Here is a 14,655-nt window from a genome sequence, read left to right as displayed (position 1 = left end):
ATAACCTTTGATCTCAGCAGATGCATTGCTGAATTCTTTCAGCTTGTCTGCAACTTTTGCGATTTCTGGTTGATACTGTTTCTTGATGATTGATTTGTTGGTGTCGAAGAACACGCGCAATTCAAGTTTCAAGTCTTCGGTGAGCTCTTGTGGCGCTGGTGGTGGAACAACCACTGGCGCTGGCGCTGGTGCTGGAGCAGGTGGTGGTGGCTCTACATAAGGACGTTTATGACCGCCCAATGTGATTTGCAAACCAGCCAGTGCTTTCCAATCCCATGTACCATGGTAAGGTTCGCTAACCGCACGGCCTTCGCCACGTAGTGCGAAAGTATCATTGAGGCGGTAGAATGCACCCAGACCCAAGTTAACGATGGTGCCCATATCATGGATACGGAAGCCTTTGTCGTTAGAAACTAGATTTTGATAACCAGCACCAACCAACGCATAAGGCTTGAATTTACCATCGTAGTCATGTGTGATCACATCACTGGTCAGCAAACCATTCAACTCATATGAACGTGTGCGTACATCAACCTTACCAGGTTGAATGACACCGCCATCGCTTTTGGTGTAATGAACAGAACCTTCACCTTGCTTTTCCAAGTAATTAAACTCAGTACTAAACGATGGGGTCAATTCATAACCTACAGCGACGCCGTACACAAAGTCATCGTACGGGTTTAAAGCATGCCCATACGTTGGAAATTGTGCTTGACTGCCGGATTGTTTTAAATGCTTGGTCGTTTCAGTATGGTCCATTAAACCGGACCAACCACCTAGCGGTGTGACACTCAGGCCCAAACCTGTTGTCTTACCAAAAATACCGGGGAAAGAATTGGTTACTGGATCCACAGGATCAGTAGAATCCGCATGAACAGCAACTGATAGCGGAGCCGTTATTAAAACAGCTAGCGCAATTCGATTTAGTTTCATAAATTCCTCCAAAAGGATATTAGAACAGTAATTAAATCGACCGATGCCACACTTCAGAAAATCAGGTCGAATATACATCAACCACTCAAATTACAATATTATTCTGTAAACTGATTCACACATTATCACGATGTTTCACATGAAGCGAGCGTTACATCTTGTTTCAATTGTTAACGAACCAAGCGCTCACATCTGTTGATGTTTAGTAAACATCCAATTCCATAGGACTGCAAGTAATTTCTTTCATATCCTAGGGATATTGTATAACAATCCACCTGCACCAGAAAAGCCGCGTCCAAATTTGAGCGCATCAAAAAAACCAAAAGGTCAGTCACACCCATCAATTTACAGACCAAATACACGGATAAATCACTAATATAAAAGGATTTTACATAACTAAACGTCATTATAAAACCACACATACATCAACGATCCATATCAGTGCACCCAAGAACATCAGAACCCTTTACAACCTCAATCAATACACAATTATACTCAATAAAAACAATTATTTATATTGAAATTAAGTCAATATTTCGCTAAAACTTCCACACGCACATTGCATGATCATCAACTTACCACGCCGCCCCCAAATGCGTCTAATTTTTAAGCATTTTTACCGACGAAGTGCTTAAATTTACCGACGTGAAACGTCACAATGTACAAAATAAATACGTTCGAGCTGCCATTTTTTGCCTCAAAGCGACATTTTTTTAAATCACCCAAATAATGCCGAACAATAATCAAGCAATACTCATTTCTTTACGAAATAAACATCCAACAAAAGCCAATTACCACACACTTTAAACCGAATCATCATAAACTTAGCGAATTACTCTGCCAGTCCCCTTACAACCAAACTCCCCTCATAAGTGCCTTGATATCACCCATTATTGACACCATCATGACCTCATCAGTCAAAATGTATAGCGACAGCGTACGTGTAGATTTTGTATCATTACGTCCGTTAAGTTCACGGCGATGTAACTACTAATTATTTCTTCTTTTGTTGTGCAGATTTAATCTAAAGTGTTTGCATCTATTAATTATTCCAAACTTTCATAGTCATCATCTGGAGCTCTCATGAGTGAATCTATCGTAATCGTTGGCGGTGCACGTACTGCTATGGGTGGTTTTCAAGGCGTATTTGCCAATGTCACCGCGCCAGAACTGGGTGCAACCGCGATTAAGGAAGCAGTCAGCCGTGCTGGCCTGCAACCAACCGATATTCAAGAAGTGATCATGGGCTGCGTACTCCCAGGTGGTTTAAAGCAAGGTCCTGCACGTCAGGCAATGCGTAAAGCAGGTCTACCAGACACGACTGGTGCCGTGACGATCAACAAACTCTGCGGTTCAGGCATGAAAGCAGTAATGCAAGCCGCAGACATGCTGGCTGCAGGCAGTGCAGACATCGTGGTTGCGGGTGGTATGGAGTCAATGAGCAATGCACCGTATATCCTACCCAAGGCACGTACTGGCCTGCGTATGGGTCATGGCGAAGTCAAAGACCATATGTTCCTTGATGGCTTGGAAGATGCTGAAACCGGCCGTCTGATGGGTTCTTTTGCCCAAGACATGGCAAATACCATGAATTACACCCGTGAACAAATGGATGACTTCGCAATTCGCTCGCTAAAACGCGCGCAAACGGCAATCAATGAAGGCTACTTCAAAGACGAAATCGTTTCTGTGACCGTTAAAGGTCGCGGCGGTGATGTAGAAGTGGCTCAAGACGAACAACCACTGAACGCCAAGCTCGACAAAATTCCAACATTGAAGCCTGCTTTTGCCAAAGACGGTACGATTACTGCAGCTAACGCAAGCTCCATCAGCGATGGTTCATCAGCACTGGTTCTGACCCGTGAATCGACCGCGAAAGAAAAAGGCTTGACCCCACTGGCGCGTATCCTTGCAACCGCATCGAACTCACAGCACCCTAGCGAATTCACCATCGCTCCAGTGGGCGCAATTGCTAAAGTCCTGCAAAAAACTGGCTGGGCAGCCAGTGATGTGGATCTGTGGGAAATCAACGAAGCATTTGCAATGGTCACCATGGCCGCAATCGACAAATACAGCCTTGATGCTGAAAAAGTGAATATCAACGGCGGTGCCTGTGCACTCGGTCACCCAGTGGGTTCAACCGGTTCACGCATCATCCTAACGTTGATCCATGCCCTGAAGCGTACTGGTGGTAAGAAAGGTATCGCTGCACTGTGTATCGGCGGCGGTGAAGCCACTGCAGTAGCGATTGAGTTAGTTTAATCAACTTAACGTTTAAGCAATAAAAAACGGGCCGAATGGCTCGTTTTTTTTCATCTCATGCAAAAATGTGATCAATAACAAGAATGCTATAGCGTTTACAGTCGCACGCCGTATATTAGCGGCATCCCAATGGAAGAGCATAAATCGGCATGACTAGCCTTGTGATTGAGTGGTGTCAAACTGCTGACCCCGATCTCATCGATACCTTGACCCATTTTTTTGTGAGTCATATCAATCCCTCTTATATTTCACATTCAGAATTGCAAAGTGGTCGAGCCATCACGACCGATCAATGGCACAACAACATTCCTGAATTCATCAGAAATGATTTTATAGAAGCATTGATCGTGAACAACGACCCGACACCCAGCATCGCGACTGCAAGGGACGATTCTGGCGCACTAATTGGGCTCGTCATTATTTCCTTTCCCGACCGTCGCTTTGAGCATACCAAGTTTGCCGTAGTCGATGATGTCGTCGTATCTCCGTACGCACGCGGCCTTGGTGTAGGTAAAAAGCTCATCGCATGGATTGCAGGACATCTTAAAGCGGCGGGGATTCAACGCTTGTTCTTGGAAAGCGGCGTGAATAATCATGGCGCGCATACGTTTTTTGAGCAGCAAGGATTTAAACAAGTGTCGTTGACGATGATGCGGGAGTTGTAGAGCGAGGACTATCGCCCCAACCGCTTTAACACCTCAGCCGCCGCCACCATGCCGAACACCGATGTGACCGTCATGGCAGAGCCATAGCCGCCGCACTGCAAGCCACCGGTATTGCAGCTGGAGTCCGGCACAAAAGGATTATCAATCGAATAGATACAGGTAATTCCAAACTTCTCTTTCGGCTTCTTGCACATGCCATTGGTGCGCAGTTCACGGCGAATCTTGGCCAGCATCGGGTCTTGTTCGGTCTGAGACAGATCGGCCACACGTACCTTGAGTGGATCAAGCTTACCGCCTGCACCGCCTGAAACGATCAGCGGAATCTTGTTAAAGCGGCAATGCCAGATCAGGGCGATCTTAGCTTTGACATCATCAATGCAGTCCAGCACCACATTAGGCTTATTCGATAGCAGGTCTTTGACGTTATCTGGCGTCAGGAAGTCATCAATCAGATTGAGTTTGATGCGTGGGTTGATAGCGCGGGCACGATCAGCCATGACGCGAATCTTGTCGTAGCCAAAGGTTTCGGTCAGTGCAGGAAGCTGACGGTTGATATTGGACGCCACAAGTACATCCATATCCACCAGTGTCAATTCACCGACCCCACTACGCGCCAGCGCCTCGACCGCCCACGAACCGACGCCACCAATGCCAATGACCATGACATGTGCCTGCTCAAACTGGGCAAAGGCTTTATCACCATAGACTTTTGATGCCCCGCCAAAGCGACGATCGTACTGATCATCCGGCGCTGCGACCGATGCTGATGCCAGATCCACATCAGAGGTATTCACTTCAGTGGCGTGTTGTATGACCATATTCCCAATTCAACCCTAAACATTGCTGCGTATTGTGCCAAAGTATCTGGGCTAATGTCTCTTTTTCAATGCCGAGTAACTGTACTAACTCGTCCAAGACTGTAGGTAGATTGACCGGGGTATTGCGGGTATGTGCCTCGCCAGCAACACGGCAGCAGATCGGCGTCATATCTGGACAGTCGGTTTCCAGCACCAGATGCTCCGCCCCCACCGCTTGCACGACGGTGCGCAGACGCTTGGCATTGGGATCGGTAACGAGACCATTGATGCCGAGTTTAAAACCGAGTTTGATAAACGCCTTGGCCTCCTCAATCCCGCCCCCAAAGGCATGGGCAATACCGCCGCGTTTAAAATGGTGTTGTTTTAGGATGGCAAGGCTATCGCCATGCGCACGGCGGATATGCAGCAATACGGGCAGATCATGCGCTTTGGCGATTTCCAGTTGTTGACTAAAGAAGTTTTTTTGCCGCTCATAGACGGCAGGCAGCTTCATCTCAGCGGTGAAGGTATCCAAACCGATCTCCCCCACTGCAATGCACTCTTCTGCACGCAGCAGTTGATCCAGTTGAATCAAGTCAGCATCCTGATGCTGCTGGATATAAAAAGGATGCAAGCCGGGTGCAAGCAGAGATACGGGACTGTGAGGCTGTGCATTCAATTGGTGGTGAATCGTAGTGAGGCGATCAAAGTAGCGCGCCACATAGCCAATCAAAATGAGCGCCTCTACGCCTTGTTTTGATGCCTCCCTCGCAAGCTGCGTGCGATCATGATCGAAGTCTTCAACATCGAAGTGGGTGTGGGTATCGATCAATGACCAAGGAGGCATACCAAAGCTGCTTTAGAGATATTCAGGTTTGATGATACCGCTCAACTTGGCGTAAGGGATAGTGAATTCAGGCATGCCTGATGAATAGGGGCCGATTTCATATTGGCCATAATGAAAAACCAATCCAGCAGGACTTAGCTCGATATTCTGCGTCAAAATAAACTTCCATGTCGTCTCATAAGTTTTCAGCTCAGTTTCGGGGCTGGTCTTTTTCACCCATGCGGTAAAGGCATCGTAGACCAAGTCACGCAAAGATTGGCGCTGCCCGTCAATCAATAGGTCATCCAGTTGGACTTGCCTCTGCTGCACGATATCAAGCAGATAATATTGACTAATGACGCCGCCATGCGCACCGCCAGTATAAAAACTGCTATTCACCTTAAATTGCAGCAGATGAAGTCCCCGTGGACCTAAGCTTTCGGATTGAACTTTCAACGTATAAGGGGCACCTGCCCAACCTTTTTGGACACTTTCATTGGAGCCCGCCACTACCCGATCAACGATCTGCTGCAAGGTTAAATCGGGATTGAACTCGCCATAGCCTTGGCTGAGACCCCGGATTTTTTGATCTAAAAATTGATTCACCCAATCATCGCTGGTGTTTAGGTGCTGAATGCTGATGTCTGGACAGTTTTTTCCCTCGCAGGCGGGCAAGGTGTAGTTCGCCTGTTCAGACTTCACCTTAAAATACTGGGTTGATGATTGCGGCGAGAGCGCTACCCCAGATAGCCCACTGACGGGAGCCGTACCATGAATGACCGCTGTATTTGGTTGGGCGCTATCGGTTTTCTCTGTGGTACATGCGGTCAGTAAAAAACTACCGCTGACGATCAATACACCCACCCCCAGTATCGCTTTCATAAACCCGCCTTGCTCAAAATTTATTCGGTGCTAGCTTATAATAAATCATTGATGTGTAGAATTTTTACGCAGATTATTTTTGATGGGCTTGTGTAAATTGCAGTACTAAAAACCTGTCATTAAAGACGTGCCACTGATCAAGATCGTACCTCGCACATCGATAGAATGTGCAAGGCATCGATCATAGACCTGTAAAGAATACTGGGCAGTTTAGAGATATTCAGGTTTGATGATGCCACTTAATTTGGCATAGGGAATCGTAAATTCCGGCATACCCACTACATAAGGGCCAATCTCATATTGACCATAGTAAAAGGTCAGGCCGTTTTTGCCCAGTGCGAAGTTATGGGTCAGCTTAAACTTCCACATTGATTCGTATTCTTTGAGATTGGCGGTAGGGTCACTGGCCTTCACCCAACGGGTAAACTCTGCATAGACCACTGCATAGAGTTTTTGCTTTTGGCCTTTGATGATCAGGTCATCCAGCCGGAGCTGTTTATGCTGAGCCAAATCCAACACAAAATAACTGTTTACCGCACTACCATGCGCGCCGCCTGTGTAGTAATCGCCACTAACTTTAAATTGCGCCAGATTGGTACCACGCTGTCCGATGTCTTCGGCGTTGATGGACATGGTATAAGGCACGCCCATGCCGCCATCTTGCGCATCTTCATTGGATACTTTTACAAAGGCATCGATGTTCTGCTGAAGGCTGGTGCGATCACTGGGTTTCTCGGAGAAGCCCTGACTAAATTTTAGAATTTGATGATCTAAAAACTGGTTGACCCATGGATTGTTGGTTTCTAGGCGATGAATATCAACTTTGGGACATTGATCGCCTTGGCAGGCGGCTAAGGTGTAGTGGGCTTTTTCAACCTTTGCAGTCAGCGGCGGTGTAGCTGTTGCTGCAGGTGAAGACGCTGGGGCACTGCCCTGTATTTCCGTTTTCTGCTGGGCGGCGGATGACGACTCGGTGTCGGATTTTTTCTTGTCGCAAGCACTCAAGATCATGCCGCTACTGACAATCAATACTCCAACCCATAAGCGCTTTTTCATCGCCACCTCTCCAGTCAAAATCTAAATACGAACTGTGAGCTTATAACAACTTGCCGATCTGTACCGTTTGGCTCCGCATGTTTTTTGGTGACCTTATGTAAGCGCAAAACGATTTAACGTCCTGATTCACAAGGTCATGTCATACCAATGTCATTTGACCTTGCCGTGCTGATCCAATTCACTTAAAGGGCTGTTTTTACCTGCCACCCAGAATCCATGAGCACCACACTACGTTGCTCGTGCGATGGGCTAAATGCCTGTGCTGCAACATTTTTAAAAGCGACTTTAAAGGTGGGTGTTTTTGCCCAATCGGCAATATCAGCCACATCATAGGAATAAGTCGCGGTGACTTCCTGCCCCAGACCATTTTGGGCGGGTTCCCATTTGATCAATTGATTGAACGAGCGACTGGCAAAGCACACGTCGGCTGGACGAATAGCCCCACTGACATCCTGCCCGACATCCCGATAGAACTTTAGACCCTGATCGGTCAGTTGATAACTTTTTGCGATATTGGAGCCGCCGATATCTGCATTCTTGAGTGCGACATTGATACTGGAGACCAGACCCGCCTGCTCAAGAACCTGCATTTGACCGGCAATACTGCTGGGAAAACGCTGAATCATTTTTAAATCATCAGGCTCAACAACAACAGGCCACTTGGATAATCCTAAGCACAGCGCACCATCTTCTTTGAGATAGTGTTTGACGGCAGCGCTAATGCTGCTATCACTGGCAACTTTTGAATTGCTACATCCACAGAGCAGCATAAAGGCAACGATGCTAGACCACGACAACGCTTTAGACATGACCAATCCTTGGTTCAATGAGGGATATTTATTGAAATAAAATAGTAACAATGCACAATACCACACTCAAGGTTCCGCCCCAACGGCAAAACCTTGAAAGAGTGATCAACTCGCTCAAACGATTATTCGCGATGCTCACGGGTTGAGCGGAACTGGATATCCGGCCAGCGCTCCTGCATGATCTGCAAGTTCACCCGACTCGGTGCCAGATAAGTCAGGAAGCCGCCGCCGTCTTGCGACAATTGGTCATGGGCTTTTTTCTTAAACTCTTCAAACTTGCGTTCATCGGTAGACGATACCCAGCGCACGGTCGAAATCGTAATCGGCTCATACACGCAGTCGACTTTGTATTCTTCCTTCAAGCGGAATGCGACGACTTCAAACTGGAGTACCCCAACCGCACCCAAGATCAGGTCGTTAGAGTTAAACGGCATAAAGACCTGCGTTGCACCTTCTTCCGAAAGCTCTTTCAAGCCTTTTTGCAATTGCTTGGATTTCAGCGGATCTTTCAACCGCACACGTCGGAACATTTCCGGTGCAAAGTGCGGGATCCCGGTGAAGTGCAGCTTCTCACCTGAGGTAAAGGTATCGCCAATCTGGATGGTACCGTGATTATGCAGACCAATGATATCGCCCGGCCATGCTTCCTCTAAGTGCGCACGCTCGCCTGCCAAGAAGGTCAGCGCATCGGCGATACGAATCTCTTTGCCGACACGGACGTGCTGCATCTTGACGCCTTTTTCATATTTGCCTGAGCAAATACGCATAAAGGCGATACGGTCACGGTGTTTTGGGTCCATATTGGCTTGGATCTTAAACACAAAACCACTGAACCCTGTTTCGCTGGCTTCAACCGTACGCTCTACAGTCGGATGATCTTTAGGACGTGGTGCCCAATCGACGAAGGCATTCAGCACTTGATCCACACCGAAGTTACCGAGTGCAGTGCCGAACAAAACTGGGGTTTGTTTGCCGCTTAAGAACAAGTCGAGATCGAGCGGATCACTGGCGACTTGCACCAGCTCCAGTGACTCTTCAAAACGCGCAAACTCTTGACCCATACGCTCACGGATATCCGGATGGTCGTAACCTTGACGGGTTTCGATTTCCACGATTTCTGAACCATGACCCGGTTTGTACATATAGAGGCGATCTTCCGCCAAGTGATAGACACCGACAAAATCACGGCCTTTACCCAGTGGCCACGTGATCGGTACACATTTGATCTTCATCACGTTTTCGATTTCATCGAGCAGTTCTAGCGGCTCACGAATCTCACGGTCAAGTTTGTTGACGAAAGAAATAATCGGGGTATCGCGCATGCGACACACGTCCATCAGTTTGATGGTGCGCTCTTCCACGCCTTTTGCACCGTCAATCACCATCAGCGCCGAATCCACGGCGGTCAGAGTGCGATAGGTGTCTTCACTGAAGTCTTCGTGACCTGGGGTGTCGAGCAGGTTGATAATATGGTCGCGGTATGGGAACTGCATGACGGATGTCGTAATCGAGATGCCGCGCTCTTTTTCCATTTCCATCCAGTCGGAGGTCGCATGGCGATCACTCTTACGACTCTTGACGGTCCCTGCAATCGCGATGGCTTTGCCCCACAGCAGTAGTTTTTCTGTGATGGTGGTCTTACCCGCGTCGGGGTGAGAAATAATAGCGAACGTACGTCTAACCCTTATTTCATCGAGGATTTGTTGATTCATAATTTAGTGTTTTCAATGATGATATCCGTCTGCGGACATCAATTTATAAACGCTACCCGAGATTTAAGGTCATAGACAGCATGAAGGTGGCGCGCATTATAGCACCGCTCATTCACATAATTGTAGATATGCGAACTTAGTCGATAAATTGAGCTTGAGTGACATAAAGACCCGCTCACTTAAAGGACTTTATTTAAAAAAAATGCACACATAAAGCACCCAGTTTTATGCTTGTCGAAAACATCGGCATCCCTCATATTGTCTTTCCCCTTCTTCTGTTTCACCACTGAGGTTCAATGCGATGAGTTACTTAGAGAACGGTGTCCTGCACAATGACAAGGATGGAATTGATTACGTTGTAACGACTAAGCCCACACGTGTGGGTTCTGATCTGGTGAATGAATTTGGCGAATATGCCATTTTTATCGCTGAAGGTTATCGATCCAATGCCATTGAGGATCGGGTTAAAATCACGTGGCATATTCGCGTTGAAGAATTGCAGGATTTGGATGATAGCGGACAGAATATGTTTGAGGAACCGATCTCAATAGAGCCGATTAAAGCATAACGACCATAAAGCCTCTATCGCATGACTGTAGGGGCTTTTTTGAATAATTCTAATCCATAAAAAGCCTAGCGATCTAAAACCCTCTGAGTAACTTTCTCAGCCCCCCCCTCTTTTTAACTAACTGAAGTTGACAATCTTTCTACTCAGTCCCCTCCCCATGCAACCCAGTAAATAACAGCCAATTTGATTACAATTTACACAAAATAACCAAATTGATAGACAATAATGCCTACTAGTTTACATATTAACCCCTATGATTGCCGCTTTTTTAGCCAGGAGACATTAATGGGTCACTTTTTAGGTTTCATTTGCCAAAGCTGCCATTCTATTCAGTCTGAGAAATTTATGCTGACCACCCAAGATCATTACATCTCTGGTTCAGTGTGTAAGCAGTGTCATCAAGTCATTCCGACCGAAACGAAATTGAAGCAAATCGATGAATTATTGTTTAAAACTTATCTTGCTGATTTAAAATCGGGTTTATCCAACAGCAAATAATCACCAATCAAAAATAGCCCACATGATCAGCAATGGGCTATAGATAAGATCATGAGCATCGCTAAGAATGCGTCTCACACTCAGCCAGATGCAGCTCACGCCGATACCTAAGCTGATACTTCAACACTGTGAGCGCCCCCATAACCCCTGCTGCGGCACCAATCCCCAGCGCCCAACGCGCACCGAAAGTATCCGCCACCCAACCCACTATGGGCGCGCCGATCGGAGCACCGCCAAATGCAATCGCCAGCAATATCGCCACTACCCGTCCGCGCATGGCAGGTTCAGTAGAGAGCTGGATGATGCTGACCGATCCAGTCGTTAATACTTGGGCGGAAATCCCGATCATGACGAGCACCACGGCAAACAGCCAATAGTTGGGCATGAGTGCTGCAAGGGCAAAACCAACGCCAAAGATCAACGCACTCACACCCAAAAGTGCAATGTGCATACGTGCGCGCTTGGCGACAATCAACGCACCTGTCACCGACCCTACCGCCATGATTGAAGTCAGAAGACCGTAGTGACTTGCGCCGACATGAAAGACCGTGACCGACATGGTGGAAATAAAAATCGGGAAATGCAGTCCAAAGGTGCCAACCAGAAAAATCATGAAGAGCAATGCTTTCAAATCAGGTCGCTGCCAGATATAGCGAAAGCCATCGGCAAAGCTACCGCGCGTTTGTGCGGTGACTTCCTTGCGATGTAGCTCTTGCACGCGCAGCAGACAGAGTGCACCCAAGACTGCCGCAAACGATAGCGCATTGATCAAAAAGACCCATCCAGTACCCACACCTGCAATCAGGAGACCTGCCACCGCAGGGCCGATTATGCGGGCAGAGTTAAATGACATGGAGTTGAGTGCGACGGCATTGGATAGATCGGTTTCACCGACTAACTCGGAGACAAAAGTCTGCCGCGCCGGCGCATCAAATGCGACGACACTGCCAAACAGAAAGGCAAATACATAGACATGCCAAAGCTGTACAAGTCCTGTGAGGGTCAACAGACCGAGCCCCAAGGACAGTAGCCCCATCAACGCTTGCGTCACAAACAACAGTTTGCGCCGATCAAAATAATCCGCCGCATAGCCGGTTAACGGCAGCAACAATATCTGCGGACCAAACTGCAAGGCTGTTACAATCCCGAGCGCCGTCGCATTGGTATGCGTCAGTTCCGTCAGCACCAGCCAATCCTGTGCGGCACGTTGCATCCATGTCCCGATATTGGACACCAGCGCCCCGCTTGCCCAGATTCGATAGTTATGATTTGCTAGTGACCGAAAAAGACCTGTTTTGGAATCACTCATGAGCTTTGCGAAAGATTCCCGCCATTAAAACGACCAAAATGGCGCGCGGTAAAAAGAGCCAAGAGCAAAATCCCAGCACCCAAGGCCAACACGTCTGGAGTCGACTGAAGATCAAAATGCCCCACCCGACAGATCAGCACATAACCCACGACAAGATTAAAAAAGCCCCACCAGACATTCATGGTTGATGAGGAAAGACCTTCGCCGCGCGGTCTGGCAAACGGCGTCTGGAAAGGACGACCCATGACGCCGCACACCAGATGGGGAACGGCATTGGTCAGGAATGCCCCAGCAAAGAAATAAGACAATGCATGATTCCACAGCATGATTAAGCCCTCTGGCTAAGAAGTTGGAGTAAATCCTGAGTAGAGCCCGTCTCACTGATCTTTGGAAAGACTCGGGTAATGCTGTTGTGATGGGTATCCGCGTTCAAATCCGTCACAGCATCCGTGACCACACTGACGTGATAACCCAATTCATGGGCCTGACGTACCGTCGACTCAACACCAACGCTGGTCGCGACACCAAGGATCACGACCTGCGTCACGCCAAGGGCTTTAAGCCGTGCATCCAAGTCGGTACTGAATGCCCCCCATGTCCGTTTGGTAATGCGCAGATCTTCGGGCTGCGCCCCCAGTTCTGGAGACAAATCCTCCCAATCGGCTGGGGGTTGACTATCCGCCACGATTCGATCGGCACGCCCTATCGGACGGCCAGCAACGGTGACGAGAACGACAGGAAGTTTATGGTGCCGAAATTGTTCGGCGATCACGCGTGCCTTGGCGACGATATCAAGCGGATTTTCTACTCCGGGAAGTGCGAGGATACCTTTTTGCAGGTCGATCACAATTAGCGCAGTCTTTGGATCAAGTTGAGTAAATGCCACGATGTATTCCTCTTAATGCGTTAGGGTTGAAAGGTCAGTTGTTTTAATCATTGGCAAGACGTTTGAGCAAAGCAATGCCTTGTGCCAACTGCGCTTGTTCTTGGATCGTCAACTTAGCTTGAATCGCATGGAGTAGCCAATCATCGCGGACCGCACGATTTTCGGTAACCAGCGTGCGACATGCATCGGTCAAGGTCAAAATGGTCTGCCGACCATCTTTGGGATGCGGCGAACCCACAATCAGTTCAGCAGACACCAGCGCGGCAACTGTCGCACCCATCGATTGCGAGCGAACGCCTTCTGCACGGGCAAGCTCGGTGACGGTAGCCGGGCCATCACGCTCCAGACGACCCAAAACAGTAACCTCAGACCACGTCAGGTTGCCGATATGGACTTGCTCACGCAACAGCCGTCTCAGTTTGCCAATCGTAATACGGAGCTCACTCGCCATCTCTAAGGCACGCTCGGTATCCATATCATCAGGTTGCTTGCTCATTGATGTCGCCTTGTCTTTCATTATGGAATATCAAAATAGGAAGATAAACTACGTAGTTTACCTTTCTATTTATCGTATATAAAATGAGCCGACCACGTCAAGCCATTTTTTAGATGGCTGTGTAACGGTAGGTAAAGAACTGCATTGGGCAAGCTTTACAGCCTAGCCTTGAGTGATAGGCACCCTAAGCAATAACTGGCATGATAGAAGTACGTCATTAACAGAGAGTCGACCTCGTGTCTCGCGCCCAACGCCTGCTTGATTTAATCCAGATTCTGCGCAGTCATCGTTTTCCGGTGACGGGCGCGCATTTGGCGAGTCAACTGGATATCAGCCTGCGCACGCTGTATCGGGATATCGCTACCCTGCAAGAACAAGGTGCGCACATTGATGGCGAACCGGGTATCGGCTATCGATTGCGCCCGGGCTTTATGCTGCCCCCACTGATGTTTTCGGAAGATGAAATTGAGGCGCTGGTACTGGGTGTCAGCTGGGTCACCAAGCGCAGTGATGAACGCTTAAGTGCGGCAGCAAGAACTGCGCTTAGTAAAATCTCTGCGGTACTTCCCAGCGATCTGCGTAATACGCTGGATGCCGCGCCACTGCTTGCGGGCCCCAGTCAGACGCCGCAGACCAGCAGTCTTGAACTGTATCCAGTCCGTCAAGCCATTCGCTTTGAATGCAAAGTCACGATGACGTATCAGGATCAGCATGGCAAGCAGTCTGTGCGTACGGTCTGGCCTTTTGTGCTGGGCTTTTTTGATCATGTCCATATCCTCGCTGCGTGGTGTGAACTGCGCGAAGGCTTTCGCCACTTCCGTATTGACCGCATCTCCAGTCTGGAGATTACCGATCAGCGCTATCCGCGCCGCCGTCAGGCTTTGCTTAAAGAATGGCGGCAGATCAATGGCATTGCAGATTCACTACTGACAGAATCTGACAGTAGGTCAGCTTAG

The 14,655-nt window shown here is 48.3% G+C and carries 16 protein-coding genes; 5 read left to right on the top strand and 11 right to left on the bottom strand.

Annotated elements, in window-relative coordinates:
• Positions 1–933: outer membrane beta-barrel protein (locus tag ACLHG7_RS07290; RefSeq protein WP_410210373.1), on the bottom strand; the 933-nt coding region annotated here is incomplete at its 3' end.
• Positions 934–2,016: 1,083 nt separating this feature from the next.
• On the opposite strand from ACLHG7_RS07290, the gene ACLHG7_RS07285 reads away from it, so the two are divergent.
• Together ACLHG7_RS07285 and ACLHG7_RS07280 are read left to right on the top strand one after the other, a co-directional pair.
• Positions 2,017–3,195, top strand: a complete 1,179-nt coding sequence (locus ACLHG7_RS07285; RefSeq protein ID WP_410210372.1) for a thiolase family protein — start codon at positions 2,017–2,019, stop codon at positions 3,193–3,195.
• A gap of 149 nt (positions 3,196–3,344) precedes the next feature.
• A complete protein-coding gene (locus tag ACLHG7_RS07280; protein WP_410210371.1) occupies positions 3,345–3,860 on the top strand; it encodes a GNAT family N-acetyltransferase in 516 nt (171 codons plus the stop codon).
• Between the two features lie 8 nt (positions 3,861–3,868).
• Here the strand turns inward: ACLHG7_RS07280 and ACLHG7_RS07275 are convergent, their stop codons facing one another.
• From ACLHG7_RS07275 to ACLHG7_RS07250, 6 genes are all read right to left on the bottom strand, one after another.
• Positions 3,869–4,678, bottom strand: a complete 810-nt coding sequence (locus tag ACLHG7_RS07275; RefSeq protein ID WP_410210370.1) for a ThiF family adenylyltransferase — start codon at positions 4,676–4,678, stop codon at positions 3,869–3,871.
• A complete protein-coding gene (locus ACLHG7_RS07270; protein WP_410210369.1) occupies positions 4,656–5,504 on the bottom strand; it encodes a TatD family hydrolase in 849 nt (282 codons plus the stop codon). Before ACLHG7_RS07270 ends, ACLHG7_RS07275 begins: the two co-directional genes overlap by 23 nt.
• 12 nt (positions 5,505–5,516) lie before the next feature.
• Positions 5,517–6,365, bottom strand: coding sequence for an RsiV family protein (locus tag ACLHG7_RS07265; protein ID WP_410210368.1), 849 nt, complete (start codon positions 6,363–6,365; stop codon positions 5,517–5,519).
• A gap of 210 nt (positions 6,366–6,575) precedes the next feature.
• A complete protein-coding gene (locus ACLHG7_RS07260; protein WP_410210367.1) occupies positions 6,576–7,421 on the bottom strand; it encodes an RsiV family protein in 846 nt (281 codons plus the stop codon).
• Positions 7,422–7,603: 182 nt separating this feature from the next.
• Positions 7,604–8,230, bottom strand: coding sequence for a hypothetical protein (locus ACLHG7_RS07255; RefSeq protein WP_410210366.1), 627 nt, complete (start codon positions 8,228–8,230; stop codon positions 7,604–7,606).
• Between the two features lie 122 nt (positions 8,231–8,352).
• Entirely contained in the window at positions 8,353–9,942 is a 1,590-nt protein-coding gene (locus tag ACLHG7_RS07250) for a peptide chain release factor 3 (RefSeq protein WP_114899847.1), read from the bottom strand.
• Between the two features lie 301 nt (positions 9,943–10,243).
• On the opposite strand from ACLHG7_RS07250, the gene ACLHG7_RS07245 reads away from it, so the two are divergent.
• Positions 10,244–10,510: a hypothetical protein gene (locus ACLHG7_RS07245; protein WP_410210365.1), complete on the top strand. Its 267-nt coding sequence runs from the start codon at positions 10,244–10,246 to the stop codon at positions 10,508–10,510.
• A 345-nt stretch (positions 10,511–10,855) separates the two neighbouring features.
• A complete protein-coding gene (locus ACLHG7_RS07240; RefSeq protein ID WP_410210364.1) occupies positions 10,856–11,008 on the top strand; it encodes a hypothetical protein in 153 nt (50 codons plus the stop codon).
• Positions 11,009–11,069: 61 nt separating this feature from the next.
• Here the strand turns inward: ACLHG7_RS07240 and ACLHG7_RS07235 are convergent, their stop codons facing one another.
• Genes ACLHG7_RS07235 through ACLHG7_RS07220 form a run of 4 tightly spaced genes read right to left on the bottom strand, consistent with a single transcriptional unit; the run spans position 11,070 to position 13,699 of the window.
• Positions 11,070–12,317, bottom strand: a complete 1,248-nt coding sequence (locus tag ACLHG7_RS07235) for an MFS transporter (protein ID WP_410210363.1) — start codon at positions 12,315–12,317, stop codon at positions 11,070–11,072.
• Positions 12,314–12,643: a hypothetical protein gene (locus ACLHG7_RS07230; RefSeq protein ID WP_410210362.1), complete on the bottom strand. Its 330-nt coding sequence runs from the start codon at positions 12,641–12,643 to the stop codon at positions 12,314–12,316. Before ACLHG7_RS07230 ends, ACLHG7_RS07235 begins: the two co-directional genes overlap by 4 nt.
• A gap of 2 nt (positions 12,644–12,645) precedes the next feature.
• Positions 12,646–13,203: an isochorismatase family protein gene (locus ACLHG7_RS07225; protein WP_410210361.1), complete on the bottom strand. Its 558-nt coding sequence runs from the start codon at positions 13,201–13,203 to the stop codon at positions 12,646–12,648.
• Positions 13,204–13,246: 43 nt separating this feature from the next.
• Positions 13,247–13,699, bottom strand: a complete 453-nt coding sequence (locus ACLHG7_RS07220) for a MarR family winged helix-turn-helix transcriptional regulator (RefSeq protein WP_410210360.1) — start codon at positions 13,697–13,699, stop codon at positions 13,247–13,249.
• A gap of 236 nt (positions 13,700–13,935) precedes the next feature.
• On the opposite strand from ACLHG7_RS07220, the gene ACLHG7_RS07215 reads away from it, so the two are divergent.
• The gene (locus ACLHG7_RS07215; RefSeq protein ID WP_410210359.1) at positions 13,936–14,655 is read left to right on the top strand and encodes a helix-turn-helix transcriptional regulator; all 720 of its coding nucleotides are present in this window, start codon (positions 13,936–13,938) and stop codon (positions 14,653–14,655) included.

The organism is Aquirhabdus sp. (assembly GCF_046462495.1).
Taxonomy (GTDB): Bacteria; Pseudomonadota; Gammaproteobacteria; order Pseudomonadales; family Moraxellaceae; genus Aquirhabdus.
Note: the sequence above shows the minus strand (reverse complement) of the source record. Positions and strands in the feature narration are given on the sequence as shown.